Origin of the sequence: Levilactobacillus sp. LN180102 (genome assembly GCF_050106635.1) — a bacterium.
Taxonomy (GTDB): Bacteria; Bacillota; Bacilli; order Lactobacillales; family Lactobacillaceae; genus Levilactobacillus; species Levilactobacillus brevis.
The window spans coordinates 78,100-94,586 of sequence record NZ_JBNIIX010000002.1; the positions used below are offsets into that span (position 1 = coordinate 78,100).

Annotated in this window: 16 protein-coding genes; 8 read left to right on the top strand and 8 right to left on the bottom strand. The window is 47.8% G+C overall.

Features of this window, described 5'->3' with window-relative positions:
* Positions 1–45: 45 nt before the first annotated feature.
* Both ACP4IT_RS01655 and ACP4IT_RS01660 read right to left on the bottom strand, forming a co-directional pair.
* A complete protein-coding gene (locus tag ACP4IT_RS01655) occupies positions 46–693 on the bottom strand; it encodes an endonuclease III domain-containing protein (RefSeq protein ID WP_041816400.1) in 648 nt (215 codons plus the stop codon).
* 111 nt (positions 694–804) lie between these two features.
* On the bottom strand, positions 805–1,056 hold the full coding sequence (locus ACP4IT_RS01660) for a hypothetical protein (RefSeq protein WP_011667030.1): 252 nt from the start codon (positions 1,054–1,056) through the stop codon (positions 805–807).
* Between the two features lie 161 nt (positions 1,057–1,217).
* Between ACP4IT_RS01660 and ACP4IT_RS01665 the strand changes: the two genes are divergently transcribed.
* Positions 1,218–1,952 (top strand): gamma-glutamyl-gamma-aminobutyrate hydrolase family protein, encoded by a 735-nt coding sequence (locus tag ACP4IT_RS01665; protein ID WP_011667029.1) that lies wholly within the window; start codon positions 1,218–1,220, stop codon positions 1,950–1,952.
* Positions 1,953–2,033: 81 nt separating this feature from the next.
* Positions 2,034–2,693 (top strand): hypothetical protein, encoded by a 660-nt coding sequence (locus ACP4IT_RS01670; RefSeq protein ID WP_015473133.1) that lies wholly within the window; start codon positions 2,034–2,036, stop codon positions 2,691–2,693.
* Positions 2,694–2,742: 49 nt separating this feature from the next.
* Here ACP4IT_RS01670 and ACP4IT_RS01675 read toward each other — a convergent pair whose 3' ends face one another.
* The gene (locus ACP4IT_RS01675; RefSeq protein WP_015473132.1) at positions 2,743–4,584 is read right to left on the bottom strand and encodes a S53 family peptidase; all 1,842 of its coding nucleotides are present in this window, start codon (positions 4,582–4,584) and stop codon (positions 2,743–2,745) included.
* Positions 4,585–4,744: 160 nt separating this feature from the next.
* On the bottom strand, positions 4,745–5,629 hold the full coding sequence (locus ACP4IT_RS01680; RefSeq protein ID WP_011667026.1) for an alpha/beta hydrolase: 885 nt from the start codon (positions 5,627–5,629) through the stop codon (positions 4,745–4,747).
* 175 nt (positions 5,630–5,804) lie between these two features.
* Between ACP4IT_RS01680 and ACP4IT_RS01685 the strand changes: the two genes are divergently transcribed.
* Both ACP4IT_RS01685 and ACP4IT_RS01690 read left to right on the top strand, forming a co-directional pair.
* A complete protein-coding gene (locus ACP4IT_RS01685; RefSeq protein ID WP_024525872.1) occupies positions 5,805–6,599 on the top strand; it encodes a tyrosine-protein phosphatase in 795 nt (264 codons plus the stop codon).
* Positions 6,600–6,677: 78 nt separating this feature from the next.
* Complete coding sequence (locus ACP4IT_RS01690) at positions 6,678–7,610, top strand: alpha/beta hydrolase (protein ID WP_011667024.1); 933 nt, start codon at positions 6,678–6,680, stop codon at positions 7,608–7,610.
* Between the two features lie 362 nt (positions 7,611–7,972).
* On the opposite strand, the gene ACP4IT_RS01695 is transcribed toward ACP4IT_RS01690, so the two are convergent.
* Complete coding sequence (locus tag ACP4IT_RS01695; RefSeq protein WP_172757495.1) at positions 7,973–8,536, bottom strand: TetR/AcrR family transcriptional regulator; 564 nt, start codon at positions 8,534–8,536, stop codon at positions 7,973–7,975.
* A gap of 116 nt (positions 8,537–8,652) precedes the next feature.
* On the bottom strand, positions 8,653–9,951 hold the full coding sequence (gene purB, locus ACP4IT_RS01700) for an adenylosuccinate lyase (RefSeq protein WP_011667022.1): 1,299 nt from the start codon (positions 9,949–9,951) through the stop codon (positions 8,653–8,655).
* A 273-nt stretch (positions 9,952–10,224) separates the two neighbouring features.
* Between purB and ACP4IT_RS01705 the strand changes: the two genes are divergently transcribed.
* Together ACP4IT_RS01705 and ACP4IT_RS01710 are read left to right on the top strand one after the other, a co-directional pair.
* Entirely contained in the window at positions 10,225–11,511 is a 1,287-nt protein-coding gene (locus ACP4IT_RS01705) for an adenylosuccinate synthase (RefSeq protein ID WP_011667021.1), read from the top strand.
* A gap of 24 nt (positions 11,512–11,535) precedes the next feature.
* Complete coding sequence (locus ACP4IT_RS01710; RefSeq protein ID WP_011667020.1) at positions 11,536–12,522, top strand: GMP reductase; 987 nt, start codon at positions 11,536–11,538, stop codon at positions 12,520–12,522.
* A gap of 87 nt (positions 12,523–12,609) precedes the next feature.
* On the opposite strand, the gene ACP4IT_RS01715 is transcribed toward ACP4IT_RS01710, so the two are convergent.
* Entirely contained in the window at positions 12,610–14,217 is a 1,608-nt protein-coding gene (locus ACP4IT_RS01715) for an Nramp family divalent metal transporter (protein WP_369707312.1), read from the bottom strand.
* A gap of 385 nt (positions 14,218–14,602) precedes the next feature.
* Here ACP4IT_RS01715 and ACP4IT_RS01720 point away from each other — a divergent pair, with 385 nt between their 5' ends.
* Both ACP4IT_RS01720 and ACP4IT_RS01725 read left to right on the top strand, forming a co-directional pair.
* A complete protein-coding gene (locus ACP4IT_RS01720) occupies positions 14,603–15,040 on the top strand; it encodes a universal stress protein (protein WP_021742033.1) in 438 nt (145 codons plus the stop codon).
* A gap of 86 nt (positions 15,041–15,126) precedes the next feature.
* A complete protein-coding gene (locus tag ACP4IT_RS01725; protein ID WP_011667017.1) occupies positions 15,127–15,777 on the top strand; it encodes a metal-dependent transcriptional regulator in 651 nt (216 codons plus the stop codon).
* Between the two features lie 17 nt (positions 15,778–15,794).
* Here the strand turns inward: ACP4IT_RS01725 and ACP4IT_RS01730 are convergent, their stop codons facing one another.
* On the bottom strand, positions 15,795–16,361 hold the full coding sequence (locus ACP4IT_RS01730; protein WP_011667016.1) for a cadmium resistance transporter: 567 nt from the start codon (positions 16,359–16,361) through the stop codon (positions 15,795–15,797).
* Between the last annotated feature and the right edge of the window lie 126 nt (positions 16,362–16,487).

The window sequence follows — 16,487 nt, forward strand, 5'->3', positions numbered from 1 at the left end:
CAACCTTTACTCCCGGCTTTTGGCGCTTTGATGGTTTCTTAAGCTTTATACCACGAGTTTTTTCCCTGCTAAAAAGGACGTCGCAAAATCACGATCGGTTTTCACTTGCTTGCCAAATTCATCAATCAACGCGTGAAATTCTTGGCAGTCGGTCAATGCCAAGGGAAACTGACTCAATACCCGCTTTTGAAATGCGGGATACGTCTTAGGCATCGCAGCTCCGAGCCAGTCAAACAGCCGGCGGGCATACGTATCCACCATAAACGTGCCATGATCGAGCGTGTACATCAAAATATAATCAGCGGTCTCGTGACCAATCCCGGTAATGGCCAATAATTCCTGACGTAACTGCTGACCATCCCGTTGCTCCAACGCGGCCAAATCATCATCGGCCTGCCCCAGCCACGCGGCCAACGATAAAATTGCGGCCCCTTTCCGCCGATAAAAGCCGCTGGTCTTAATCAAAGGCATCAGTTCCGCCGCTGTCAGCTGCCGTAGTGCTGCTGGTGCAAACCCCGTCGCCTGTTTTAAGTTCAGTAATGCCGGCTCAACGTTTCGCCAATTGGTATTTTGAACTAAAATCGCCCCCAACATGATCTCAACCGGCGTTTCAGCCCACGGCGTCCCTGGCCTAAGCCACGGTTGTGGGCCCATTTCAGCCGCCATTAGGTGATAGAGTTCCTCCACAGTCATCTGCGATAAGTCCTTTCTTCAATGCGTATCTACCTCTATGTTACCCAGTCCGAGCCAAAAAGGCCACTAAAAAACGGGCTCTCGGAAGAACCCGCCTACTACTTGATAAATTTATTGATCGTTACGTTTAATCACTAGGCGAATATCAGCATCGCCGTCTGGGTTCAATTCTTCTTGATAATCAAAGTTAGCGCTTTCGAAATACTTCTTAATTTCGTTGTTAATGGTTGCAACCTCGCGCACGTCTTGGTCCTGTCGGGTCAATAAAAGCGTGTATTCCTTGGAATCCTCATCGACGTTTTCAAAGCTATATTCCACCGCTTCGGAATTCAAAATTTCTTGAATCAACTGCCGTTCTGTCATCACGTTTACCTCGCTTAAATTTATTAGATTACCTCTTTATTGTAAAGTTATTCTGGAAATTTGTGAACTATTTCGTCACGAAAATACCAGATCGTTGGGTGACAAGAGGTGACACGCACGCGTATACTTAGGCATACTTATATCTGAAAGGAAGCGACGCCATGCGTCCACGCATAGCTCTCCCCGCTGATACACTCGACGAGGCTACGAATATTATTAATGAACGAAATGCCGCCTTCGCCCCCCGCCCCGTCATTGAGGCCATCGTGAAGACCGGCGGCTTACCCGTTATCCTCCCCAGTATTGACCCAGCCGATGTTGCCGATTATTTGCCCCTCTTTGATGGTGTGGCTTTCCTCGGCGGCTTCGATGTTGACCCAACCTTTTTCGGCGAAGAACCGCACGTCCGCTTGGGGAAGACCTACCGGAAACGCGACCTTTTTGAAATCGAATTGTTAAAACAAGCCGTAGCGGCTGATAAGGCTATCTTAGGTATTTGCCGCGGCTTGCAGTTAATCAACGTTGGCCTTGGTGGCACGCTGTATCAAGACCTTAGTGAAGATCCAACTGCGCAGATCAAGCACAGCCAGGCCGCTGCTGGTAATCAACCTAGCCATCACGTCACGGTGACTTCTGGCAGTACTTTGGCCACGTTAACAGGCGAGCGACCTTACGTGAACTCACGCCATCACCAAGCTGTTAACCGCGTCGCTCCGGCACTCACGGTAACGGCTCAAGCAGACGATCAAGTCGTTGAAGCACTGGAATCTACGGCCAGTGATCAAATTTTAGCCGTCCAGTGGCATCCCGAAAACATGTACAAGCACCATGCGGAATCGCGCCAGATCTTTCAAAATTTTGTGGATCGATCAGCAGCGCGGATGCCGCGCATGTAAATTTCTGGTAAAAGCACTTTTCATTGTGGGCGGCTTCAACTAAACTAGACTTAATATCAAAAATGAAAGTGGGCGACAGCAGTGGCGAAGATGCAGGACTTTGGACAACGAATGCGCTTTTTAGGGTTCTCCATTGTCCTGAATTCCGCCGCTAACGCTCTGACAATCTCGACCAACCTGGGGAGTGCGGTTTGGACCGGATCATCTGTCAACCTTGCCAACTGGATTCACGTGCCACTGGGTACAACGCTCTTCTTATACGGCATCGTCATTACACTGTTGAATCAGGTCTTGCTTGGCCAATTTGATCGGCGCCGCTTCGTGTCTAACCTACTGTACATCGTGCCATTTAGCTACCTCGTTGAATGGATTGGCTATTTCTGGGATTGGCTGGGCGTTGGCCAGTTGAGCCTAACTGGTCGTGTTATTGTCGATATCATCGGCCTATTCGGCGTGGCGTTTGCCGTGTCGATTTATAACCGCTGCAATATCATTATGCACCCTAACGATGACTTAGCCTACATTCTCCGCTTTAAATACTTGCGCGGGTCGGCCGTGATTGCCCAGTGGGCGAGCTACACGCCGCCACTGATTATTATCATCTTATCCTATCTCTTTACCGGGCAGCTTCACGCGATTGGGTTTGGAACGGTTTGGGCCTTGGTTACACAAGGGATCGTGATGGGCTGGGCCGATACCCACGTCTTTCCACAACTAAAACATCATGTTGATGTGTCATAAAAATAGCGACTACGGTAGTTGACCGTAATCGCTATTTTTATGACCGGGCTTATTGATAAGACCGGGCTAATTTTTCAAAATTAACGGTTCCCAAACCAGCCGCCTGATTATACACTTTCCCCGGCTGACCCACATAATACAGGTTCCCATTATTAGTTGCCGCATCAAGCCGAGTAAACGGCGAGTGGTCGGTTTGTGCCAAGGCGTAGAGCTGGGGATTCCAAAGGCCCATCCGCTGCGAGCGATCACTGTTCATGACCGCTGCCATCGCGGCAAATTGTGGTGCAACCGCACTGGTTCCCCCCATTAATTCCCAGCCATCATTCTTCGAGTAGATATCATAGCCCGTAATCGGATCGGCATTCGCTACCACATCGGGGTAGTTCCGTCCACTTCGATAGCCGTGAATCAACTTGGGACCTGACTTGGGGCCCACCGCCGTGAGATACTTGCGTGCATTATAGGTATTGACACCGGCAACACCTTGTTGGTATTTGGGAGTTCCATATAAACTGGAAATACCGCCACCGCTGGCCGCCGTCAACTCTTCTAGTAAGATGGGATGTTTGATAAACTGCAAGGGGTGCTGATGATAACTCTTAAAGAAGATATCGCCGCCCCACGTCCGTTCGCGGGTAACATTCACACTAATTCCTGGTGCAAATGTCTTTTTACTTGGCAGCGTACTACCACCGGTTGCCGTCACCCACGGACTATCGGCTGGAAAATCAGCTTCAATTCCCGGCATCGCTGACGATTCACTTAAATTTTGACCATAGGCTCCTGTGTCACCACTCGCCACAAAGGTCGAAATCCCCTGAATTGCTCCTTGAGCCAGTAAGGTGTTCATGATGTCGCCGTATAGCGGCGTTAACAGATGGTCGCGGTTCAAATCCCGTAAGATATTTTCTGAAAGTCCCCAACTAAGTGACAGGGAACTGGCACGATTCTCAGCAAAGGCCGTGGTGAACGCATCCAGCCACCCAATATCACTGAACTTGGCCGTATAAACCCGAACCTTCGCTCGGGGCGCAATCGTGCCAGCCTGTTCGGCATCCAGTGCCGTTTCATCATCACTATCGTCTCCATTGTCCATGACCGTAGCGCCACCCGTGGTTTTGGTTTCTAAGCGCCCCGTTGTGGGTACCCCCGCTTGCCGCCAAAAGTGTTTAATGGCCGCCGTCGGCACGTGACCAAAACTAATAATCCCTACTGTTTGGCCGGCCCCTTGTTGACCACTGGTCGCTAAGTTTGAGGCGTGATACTGTTTCAGAAACTTAGTGGGTGACCGTTTAGCGGTTAAATGCTTGACTTGAGCAGGCGATTTCGTAGTCAGACTCTTGGCAATCATTAGGTTCGTTACCCCAACAACTGCCCGGATGGGTTGGGCCACCTGCTTAGGCAACCGTGGGTTCTGCTTGGAAAACTGGATCTTTTTGCCGTGATACCGCGCAGTCTTGAGGTTTACCGCAAAGGCTTTATTAATCGTGGCGACATGACCCTTAACCCGGATTAACAGACCATTATTGGCTGCTGTGGCTTGCAAATGGCAGGCCCGAAAATAACGGGTCAAACGACTCGTAGTCGCACTGGATTGGCCGAACTTGGCACGAAATTGCTGCGGTGTTAAGTACCCCTTAAATGACTGACTATCGGTGGTGTTCACAGCCAAAGCCAGCTGACTAAGCGTTTTAGTTTGCCGTGGCTTTAACACAATATCCAACGACACCGTCTTCTTCTTAGCCACTTTCTTCACGTGGTACAAGTGTTGGAGCCGACTCTGGCGATACGGTGTGGCAACTGTCACCAACTTGGCTGCCTGTCCCTGTATCCCCCCGAAGCAGATGAGTCCGACAACCAGACTCGTCACAATTAATCCCATCTTTTTCATAAATGTAATCCCCCCTGATGGCTATATTATACGCTAGTTAACATGGGGCTTTACACAAAAAACAACACCACTAAATCTTTTTGCAGATAAATCAATATAAACCTGCTAAAACAAAAACGTATGACATTGACTACTTCTAATCAACGTCATACGCTCCACTTTAAAGTTCTCCTGTCAAAATAAACTGCTTAATCTCGGCCAACGTCTGCTTGGTCTCGGGTAACTTCCGCCACAAAATATAATCGTGCAGCATTGATGGCATCTGATGCGCCTGAAATGGCGTTCCACTAGCCGCTTGCAGTTTCTGCAAGAGTCGCTCATCATCCGCCGCCAACAATTCATTGGTGCCATAATACAATAACACGGGTCCCAGATTGTCGAAGTTACCATAGATGGGGCTGACCACCGGATCGGTCACCGGGTGGTCGCCCGCATAGTCAAAACCAATCTTTTTTAACGTGGCTAGCGTCAAGTAGGGATCTCGCTTAGCCGCCAGCGTAAGGTCGGGGTTCATCATACTCAAATCGGTCCATGGCGACACCAAAATAGTGCCCGCTGGCATTGGTTCTTGATGCTTCGCCAGTTGTTGAAGCAACGTTAACGCCAGGCCGCCCCCGGCCGAATCACCCATCAAGAAGAACTGATCGTCAGGGTACTGGGCGCGCAAATAATCATAAGCGTTCATCGCAAAGACCACCGTTTCATCTACCGTGGCTTCTGGCACCAGCGGATAGTCGACGTATGTTACCCGTAAATTGGCCTGTTGGATCAACGTTTCCATCAACTCACGATGGCTATCAATCCCTTGCATGGTATAAGCCCCGCCATGAAACAGTAATACATGTTGGGGTAACGGTGCCCCCGTGGCCGCGGTCAATAATCGGCCACCAAAAATTTGCCGTTCTTTGGTCACAATTGACGTTGCAAATTTTTCAGGAATGACAGCCCTATTTTGCCGACTAGGTTGCAAAAATGCCTGTTGAATCTGTTGCTTGAGCTGACTGTGCTGGGTCTTGAATAATAACCATTTCCCACGCAAACTCACGACTTATCACCCTATCTTTTACTTATTCTCAGCGTCAATTCTCGAAAACTCTTATTGCCAGTATACAGCGTTTGCGTGAAAAACGCTCTTAGAGAATCAATTACTAGGTAATTTATCCCAAAACCGTTAGAATAAGGGTATGTGACAGTTGCTAACGAAAGGGCAGGGAAAACGCATGACAAATAACCGAAATCTAAACGTGACCGGTGGCTTAAACTTCCGTGAACTAGGAGGCTACCCCACGCTAGACAATCAAACGGTCAAATGGCATAAGCTATTGCGGACAGCAGGTCTAGCAGGCTTAACACCGGAAGATCAGCAACATCTCAGTCAATATGGTGTCGTGGCCGATGTCGATTTTCGGTCAAAAGACGAGCAAACAATGGCCCCGGATCGGGTTCCGGTCGGTGCAACCTACCATTTTCTACCCGTTTTCCCAGCTGACGATCAGACCGATGCTTCGGCAACAGAAGCCGAACTCGAGCAGCGCTTCAACGGCGATGACCAAGCGGGTTATCGTCACATGGTAGATGTTTACCAAAAGATGATCACCTTACCTTCTGCCCAAGCCGCCTATCATGATTTCTTTGCGACTTTGTCCGCTAACGACACGGCGCAACAATCCGTGTTGTTCCATTGTACGGCTGGTAAGGACCGGACGGGCATTGGCGCTTTCTTAGCGTTAAGTGCCTTGAATGTCGACCCCCAAGTGATCAAAACAGATTACTTGTTGACCAATCAAAACGTCATGCCCAAAGTTGAGGCGCAAAGTGACGCTGCTCGTCGAGACGGGCACACCGAAACCTTTGTCACCAACATTCGGGCGCTTTCGACCGTCAATGCCGACTATCTAGACGCCGCCATTAAAGTGATTAACACGCAATATGGTGGGGTGCAAGATTACCTCCACGACGTGTTGAAGCTATCTCGTAACGACTTGAATAATTTAAAGCAACTCTATTTGGATTAGGCAATCCGACCAGACTAACCGTATTTGCGGGTAGTCTGGTTTTTTACCGCCAACCCTTATGAAAGGACCTGATTATCGATGAAGAAACGTACCTTGACCTTAACGCTCCCACTTATTGGTATCGCCGCCACTTCCCTAGCCGCCAGCGAACACCTCTTCAACTTTGCCTTTAAGCGGGTCAATTATGTTCCGGAAACCTCAGCTGACAAACAGAAATACGCAGACGCCTACTACGCCTACGTCGATTGGTACCAGCACGTGACGAAAGAAAAATGGTACTTACACGAACATGACCCCAAAAACCGAATGGTGGCCGAATACATCCCGGCTGCAACCCCTAGCCAACAAACGGTCATCATCTCACATGGCTACAAGGGCAACGGTGAAACCATGGCGAACTTCGCGCAAATGTATCATCACCTCGGCTTCAACGTCTTACTACCCGACGACCGTGGTCACGGCGAAAGCGCGGGTGAATACATCAGCTTTGGGTGGCTCGATCGACTGGATTATCTACAATGGATTCAGCAGGTCATCGACCGCTCAACCGCCGATGTCAACATCTTATTATTTGGTGTCAGTATGGGCGGTGCCACGATGGAAATGTTATCTGGTGAAACTTTACCCCCACAGGTTAAAGCAATCATCGCCGACTGTGGTTACTCCAGTATTGAGGCTGAGTTAACCTATCTGCTCAAACGCCAATTTCACTTACCCAAGTACCCGATCGAACCGCTCGTCAGCACAATCTCTAAACGCCGCTTGGGGTACTATCTCGGCGACGTAACGTCAACCGATCAGCTTCGTAAGAATACGCGGCCGATTCTTTTTATTCACGGCGAAAAGGATGTTTATGTCCCCGTAGGCATGGCTTACGAAAACTACGCGGCGACTCACGCGCCAAAACAGCTTTGGATTGTCAAAAATGCGTCGCACGCTGAGAGCTTCTGGATGAACCCAGAACGCTACCAACAACGAGTGACCGCCTTTCTGCAAACTTACTTTAAGTAATTCGCCCCATTTTCTTCACACTTTAGCTTTTCTTTACTAATTTATCGCAAAGTCATCATGACTTGCCCCGTTTATGTTCACAAAATCCGGGTATATTAGTAACCATAGTAATTAGCCAATAACTGTTACTAGTCAAATTCTATATCCAATCCCTTTTAGATTCTCTTCCCCCTAAGAGAATCATTCCTTGGTTAGGTTCCCTCAAGCCTAACCACTCCTCTAAATTGCATTCGCCCCCCTTATGCGAATGCACTCCTCATGATGGCCGCACCGTCTTCCCCGGATAGTGCGGTTTTTATTGTCCCATAATCAAAACACGCTAGCCCTGGATTTCATCCACTGGACTAGCGTGTTTTCGTTAATTAGCGTTTCATCGCATCCCAAATAAATTGATAGATCTCTTTGAAGCTATACTTATCAACCGGATAACGTCCCAATTGCAAGTTAGTGGTATGCCGATTAATGATCGCAAATACCAAACTCATGTGTAGACTGACCGGCAAATCTTTCAAGACCCCCTCATCAATCGCCGCCTGAAGTAACTGACTAACCGTATTATTAGGCGTCAATTCATTGGGCAATAAGTCGGGTGACTGGCCCCGTAAAAATTTGATTTGTTGAATCAACGTCAGACTATCCGGATTGGCCAATGAAAAATCATAGACTTGTTGAATGTACAGCCGAACGCGCTCCTCTAATGGTATTTTCTGATCCTGTAGGCTAGCGATCTCGGTAGTTGCCAAAATCTTTTGCGTTTCCCGTTCATAGACGCTATCGAGTAACGCCTGTTTATCCTTAAAGTAGAGATAAACGTTCGATTGGGCAATACCCACTCGTCGGGCCACCTTAGTCGTTGATACGCTAGCAGCACCTTCAGTCAGAATAATCTCAGCAACAGCATCTTGAATCTTTAATTGTTTACTCATATCTTTTTCAAGACGGTAAGGGCGACCATCATGCCCACACAATTGCCGATTAACCCAAAACGCCTGTACCCGGTCATCACTGGGTACAGGCGTTTTTCAATTTTCTAATCACAAATTTAATCGAGCAGGCCTAGCCGTTTAAAAATCTCATCCACGCGACGCAAGTGATAGTGGTAATCAAACGCATCGGCAATCTGTGCTGGTGTCAGACGGGCAGTAATCTCGGTATTGGCTTCCACCAGTGGCCGGAATTGCCGCTGTTCATCCCACGCTTGAGCTGTCAATGGCTGCACCAAATCATAAGCCGCTTCCCGACTCAATCCGCTTTCAATCAACTTCAATAACAAGCGTTGACTATAAATCAGGCCATAGGTCCGATTCATGTTAGCTTTCATCATCTCAGGAAAGACATCTAGATTGGTCAAAATCCGATTAAAGCGACTGAGCATGTAATCCAGTAGCGTCGTACTTTCTGGTAAGATCATCCGTTCAGCTGATGAATGCGAAATGTCGCGTTCATGCCAAAGGCTAACATTTTCATACGCCGTCACGACCGTGCCCCGTAAGACCCGCGCCAACCCGGTAACATTTTCCGAGCCAATCGGATTACGTTTATGAGGCATCGCCGATGAGCCCTTTTGTCCGGGATTGAAATGCTCTTCAACTTCATGAATTTCAGAACGCTGAAGGCTACGAATCTCCGTCGCAAATTCTTCAATACTCGTTCCAATTAAGGCTAAGGTCGCCACGTAGTCCGCATGCAAGTCTCGTGGCAGCACTTGACTAGCAATGGGCTGGGCACTGATTCCCAGTTGCTCACAGACCGCCGCTTCAACTTCCGGTGGTACATTCGCAAACGTCCCCACGGCCCCACTGATTTTCCCGGTTTCCACACCAGCGGCTGCCCGATCAAATCGCTCTAAATTCCGTTGCATCTCGGCATACCACCGAGCGATTTTCAAACCAAAAGTCGTGGGTTCCGCTTGAACGCCATGGGTGCGACCAATCATGACCGTCTCTTTATAGGTTAATGCCAGATTTTTAAGTGTCGCAATTAGCGTCACGATATCTGCTCGTAAAACGGCATTAGCCTGCTTTAAACGATACCCTTGTGCCGTATCAACGACATCCGTACTCGTCACGCCGAAGTGAATCCACTTTCGTTCAGCACCTAAAGATTCAGAAACATTCCGCGTAAAAGCTACCATATCATGGTGCGTTACGGCCTCAATATCCGCAATCCGTTCAACATCAAACCGCGCATTTGCCCGAATCTTCTGGGCATCGGCAACTGGAACCTCTCCCAACTTTGCCCACGCCTCGTCAATAGCAATCTCAACTGCCAACCAGGACGCGTATTGATTTTCTAATGACCAAATCTGACCCATCTCTGGTCGTGTATACCGTTCCAACATCACGATTTCCTCCTAATTATGCATTAAAAAGCGAACATTAATGGTTATTTATCATGATTATCCGGTAAATATCATAACATAGAACATCCCACAATTGCTATTAATATCGGTGTAAGTTTCCGGTTTTATTTGTTTCTATCCGCAATTATCAGAACTTTAAGACGCTTAATTCAAAAAATAGTTCGCTTTTAGGTTGATTTTTGATTCCGAACTTGGTACACTAATTCTTGCTGGGTGTTCGGCTCAGTAATAATAAACGATGAGGTGTTTGCAATGTCATCAACAGTAGTAGTTGGTAGTCAATGGGGCGATGAAGGAAAAGGAAAGATCACGGATTTTCTAAGTGAGAAGGCTGATGTCATTGCCCGCTACCAAGGCGGTGACAATGCGGGCCACACCATTGTCTTCAATGGTCAAACGTTCAAATTACGCTTAATTCCATCCGGTATTTTTTATGCCGACAAAACCAGTGTTATCGGTAACGGGGTCGTCTTGAATCCGCAATCGCTGATTGAAGAACTCACCTACCTCCACGATAATGGCGTTGCCACGGATAATTTACGGATTTCTGACCGTGCTCACGTTATCTTGCCATACCATATCTTATTGGACCAAGCGCAAGAAAAGGCTAAGGCCAGCAAGATTGGCACCACCAATAAAGGAATCGGCCCTGCTTACATGGATAAGGCTGAACGAATTGGCATTCGGGTAGCGGATCTCTTGGACCACGATATCTTTGCGGAAAAGCTACACCAAAACCTGATTGAAAAAAACAAGGTGCTCACCAAACTATATGATGAAGAACCACTAAACTATGACGATATTTTTGAAACTTACTACGCTTTAGGGCAACAGCTCAAGGGCTACGTGACTGATACATCCGTTGTCATCAATGACGCGCTAGATGCCGGCAAGAATGTTCTTTTCGAAGGGGCCCAAGGGGTCATGTTGGATATTGACCACGGAACGTATCCCTTCGTTACGTCCTCAAACCCCGTTGCTGGTGGCGTAACCATTGGTTCTGGCGTCGGACCAACTAAGATCGATCACGTGGTCGGTGTCTGCAAAGCCTATACTTCCCGGGTTGGTGATGGTCCATTCCCAACCGAACTCTTTGACGAAATTGGCGATACTATCCGCGAGACGGGTCACGAATACGGGACGGTTACTAAACGACCACGGCGGATCGGTTGGTTCGATAGCGTGGTTCTCCGGCATGCCAAGCGGGTCTCTGGCTTGACGACCCTATCACTCAACTGTTTAGATGTCTTAACCGGCCTCAAGACAGTTAAGATCTGCAAGGCTTACCAGCTAAACGGCGAGACCATTTACCATTACCCTGCTAGTCTAGTGGACCTTGACGCGTGCCAACCAGTCTATGAAGAACTTCCAGGTTGGGACGAAGATATCACCCACTGCCGGTCAGTCGCCGAATTACCAGCTAATGCCCAAACCTACGTTAAGCGGCTGGCAGAATTGGTCGGTGTGGAAATTGCCACCCTCTCTGTCGGCCCCGACCGTGAACAAACGAACATTTTACAAGATGTCTGGAACGCCTAAACTTTAATGAAAGAGTGATTGCCTATGCACCCTGCTGAAGTATTTGATTATGAAGATATTCAACTAGTTCCCAACAAATGTATCATTGATAGCCGCAGTGAAGCCGATACCAGTATTGAATTCGGCCCCCGCCGCTTTAAAATCCCCGTGGTTCCCGCTAACATGGAAACCGTCATCAATGAACCATTAGCGGTCTGGCTAGCTGAACACGATTATTTCTACGTTATGCATCGCTTCCAGCCCGAGGATCGCCGGGGATTCATCGAACGGATGCAAGCCAAGTCACTCTTTGCGTCCATTAGTGTGGGCGTCAAGCCCGAAGAAGTTACCTTCATCGATGAACTGGCTACGGCCGGCTTAACGCCCGAATACATCACGATTGACATTGCCCACGGTCACAGCGATGCCGTAATTCGGATGATTCACCATATTAAGCAGCAATTACCGAATAGCTTTGTAATTGCCGGCAATGTGGGCACGCCGGAAGCCGTTCGTGAATTGGAAAATGCCGGCGCCGATGCCACTAAGGTTGGGATTGGCCCCGGTAAAGCGTGCATTACCAAGCTTAAAACTGGCTTTGGCACCGGGGGATGGCAGTTAGCGGCCGTGCGCTTATGTGCCAAAGCTGCCCGGAAACCGATTGTCGCTGATGGCGGGATTCGCTACAACGGCGACATTGCCAAGTCCATTCGCTTCGGTGCCAGCATGGTCATGATTGGCTCCATGTTAGCTGGTCACGAACAGTCACCCGGTAGTCTACTAACGATTGACGGTCGGACTTTCAAACAATACTGGGGCTCCGCTTCTGAAAAACAAAAGGGCGCCTACCGCAACGTTGAAGGTAAGCAAATGCTGGTACCTTACCGTGGGGACATCGACCAGACGCTCACCGCGATGGAAGAGGATTTACAATCTGCCATTTCCTATGCCGGTGGCCGCAATCTGCTGGACATTCGCACGGTGGATTACGTCATTGTTAAAAGCTCCATCTTAAACGGTGATAATTACTAATCTACCTTTCTTACACGCTAAAAAAGCAGTACCGACAGAATTTGAATTCTGCCGGCACTGCTTTTTTGGTGATACTTTAGTTCCGGTTTAAATACTCTGATCAACTTTACCTTCGGCCAAGGCCTTGGACAAACGCTGATTTCCCTTATGCAATTCATAGATCGTCCAGATTAGCAATGCAATAATCGCCGCATTCAGAGCCCAAGCAATCACATCAGCGGTCATTGTTTCACTAGCCGTGATCCCATCGCCGTAAAAACCTTGAATCGAGGCCGGCATGTTATACAAGTTCAACCCGGTCAAAGTCAAGACGGAAAGCCACCCGAGCCACTTCACCCAAGCCGAATTCTTAAACCGCTCGCCCATTTCCAACTTACTATCCGTCATCATCAATAACGGTAGCATCGAGAATGGTAACGCGAAGGCTAAGAAGACTTGCGAGTTATTCATCAAATCATTTAACGCGGTATGTTCATCAATAGCACTCTTACCACTGGTCATCATGACACAGATCAAGACGGGAATAACCGAGATTAATCGCGTAACCAATCGCCGTAACCAAAGTGGCATCCGCATGTGAACGAAACCTTCCATGATAACTTGACCCGTCAACGTTCCAGTAATCGTGGAATTTTGACCCGAAGCTAATAGAGCGACCGCAAACAAGGTTGATAAGGCTCCCGTCTTAGCAACGCCGGCCAACACCCCGTTACTCATGGTATTGGTGTCAGATAAGGCCTGGAATAAGCCGAAGAACGATGGATCTTTAACCGCACCACTCTTGAAGACGGCCACCCCCATGATTAATAGCAAGGCATTAACAAAGAAGGCCAAAGTCAACTGAATGTTAGAATCCCAGCTGGAGAACCGAACCGTCCGGGCAACGTCTTCCTCATCATCATGATTGATTTGCCGCGTTTGCGAGATTGCCGAATGCAAATATAAATTATGGGGCATTACCGTGGCCCCGATAATCCCCAGCGCCCCAGAAATTGGCGTTTGACCACCGATTTGAGGAGTTGAGGCAATCGTCTTCGGGCTCGGAATCAAGCCGGCAAAAACACCACCCCAATCAGGATTAGACAAAGCAACTTGGTAAGCAAAGACGACCAAAATAACTAAAATCAAGCAGACCACAATGGCTTCAATCTTACGGAAACCAATCTTTGTTAGCAACAATAATAGCAAGACATCAAATACTGTAATGAAAACCGCAATCACTAATGGAATATGGAATAGCAGATACAGCGCAATCGCTGCCCCAATGACTTCGGCAATATCCGTCGCCATAATCGCAAACTCTGTCATAATCCATAACACAATCCCCAATGATTTACTGGTTCGGGCACGGATGGCCTGGGCCAAGTCCATTTGACTCACGATCCCAAGTTTAGCCGCCATGTATTGTAATAACATCGCGATCAAACTTGAAATCAAGATAATGGACATTAGTAAGTACTGGAAATTCTGGCCCCCAGTAATTGACGTGGACCAGTTACCTGGGTCCATATACCCCACCGCTACCAGGGCACCCGGACCAGAATACATAAACAACGCTTTCCAGAAGCTGATATTTTTGGGAACTGCCACACTACCGTTAATCTCCTCCAACGAACGCCCGTTGGCATAAGAGATTAATTTGTGTTTCTTTTGAACATTATCACTCAATTTTAAGACTCCCTTCCTTAAATCCATGACCCATTGTACATTAAAATTTATGATTTTAAAATACTTTTTAGGCATACAAAAGTTTATTCAGCCATTATTTAAGCAAAAAAATTGCTTTCAAAAACTTTTATCATCTGACTATAACTCAGTAATATCAAGGACTTAGGCAGCTAATGAAATTTAAATATTAAAGTTCTGTATCCCTTAATATTTTTTGTAAAAAATCGAATTTATCCCACTATGGCCGAACAATTTTATTTAAGAAGACGGATTTTGCTTGACTTGTTTCGTTAGGAGTGAGAAATTAAAAAAGAAGACGGTTTAACTTGCAACGATTGTCTAAACCGCCTGAAGCTTGGTCTGCCAAGTAAGTGCACATACCAGCTTCTATACGAAAGGAGTGTCTCCATCTATGACTGAAAAGAAGATTTTTACCAAAATCCTCGTGGGGGTCGATGACTCGGCTGATTCACAGTTGGCCTTCAAGTATGCGATTAAGCGGGCCCGCTTAGAAGACGCGGAACTCTACATTGTTTCCGTTTTGGAAAGCGACGACCGCAGCGTCTATGAAGCCCTAAGTAAGGACTTTATTCACGGTGAACGTGCCCAATTAGTCGAACACGTCAACGAATACGTCCAGCAGGCGCATGAAGCAGGCGTTGAAAACGTCTTCCCCGTTATTGCCGAGGGCGATCCTGGTAAGGAGATCGTGAACACGGTCATTCCAAGTATCAAGCCCGAAGTCCTCATTGTCGGCTCGCTGGCCAAAAAAGGACCCAAAAAGTATCTGGGAAGTCAGGCCGCTTACATGGCGAAGTACGCGCCAATTTCCGTTCTCGTCGTCCGGTAAGCTAAAAGCCCCACCAAACCAGCGCTCCCGTTAGCGACGGTTTGGTGGGGCTTTTAACATCATTAGCTCTGGGGGGAGTGACCACCATGTTAAATCACCATACATATCTTAAAATCATTGCTGAATGTAATTTTGCCCGACCACGGGTGAGTAACAAACAGATTATAGCCTTCGCTAACGTCTCGCCAGCCACCGTCACCGAGATGACGCGCCAACTTCAAAAGTGTGGCCTGGTTAATCGTCACCGCTACACCGGCGTGACGCTAACCGACCAAGGCCGAGAATTAGCAACGCGCTTGCTTTATAAATATCGCCTCTGTGAGGTCTTCTTAGCCCAGCACTTGCACCTACCTTTAAGCCAAATTCCCGAACAGGCGTGGCAAATGGCTGACACTTTAGAACCACCAACTGTAACCGCCCTAGCGACCTTTCTGGACCATCCTCAGCAAAGTCCTTTTGGTGGGGATATGACGACTGATTTGCTCAATGACGCTACCGTCATGCCCCTCAGCCAGCTAAGTGATCGCACCCCAACCAAGCTGGTCAGCTATTTAGAAACGCCCAGTCTGGTGGCTTATTTTCAACACTGTCACCTCACAATTAACCAGCCTCTTTGGTTGCTTCGTCGCGATGAAGACCTGAATTTTCTCTACTTGGAAACCACGGCCCACGAAGAAATAATCGTCAACTTATCAGCAGCCGATTACCTGTATGTTCAAAAAAAGCCAACCAATTAATGCGGTTGGCTTTTCCATTACGGCAAATAACCGAACAAATGGCTGATTAAGCCACTGTCCCAAAAAACATAGAGGCCGATCAACACATAACACAGTTTCATCAGCTGCTCACCGCGCTGCGCCATGAGCGTCTCCACCGCTGGAACCTGAGCCACGCCTTTAACCAGCAGGACGGCCCCCACCGTTAATAGACTAATAAATCCCAATGCAAGCATAAAATGCGGCAACGTTTCACCTACCAACACTGGCAAGAAGATTGCTAGATTGCAGCCCGAACAAACGGAAAGGTACGTGACCAGAACGCTCCACACTGGCGACCGACTGGTTTTATGCCCATCTGCATCGTCTTCATCATGGAAGGCCATATAGATCGGCAGGAAACCCAAAATCCCTAGTAACCATTCTGGCAAAACTAGTAGCAGTGCCTTGCCAAGCAGGTAGCTTAAAATCAGCAAGACCCAATTTCCCAGCAGGTAACCCCACACAACTTTGATCACCGGATACCGTCTGAGTAAGAAGATCAGCATGAAAAAGAAATCCAAGTTAACGCTTAAAAACGTTAATAATAAAATACCATAGTGCACCGTTATCGCTTCCTTATCAGGTCAATACATATATTATATGTCACATGTGTTATATATAAAAGAAAAACTTCCTAATTGGCAAACATGGTCGCACCGTAACTGGCGATGTATTCAAAATTGGCGTTC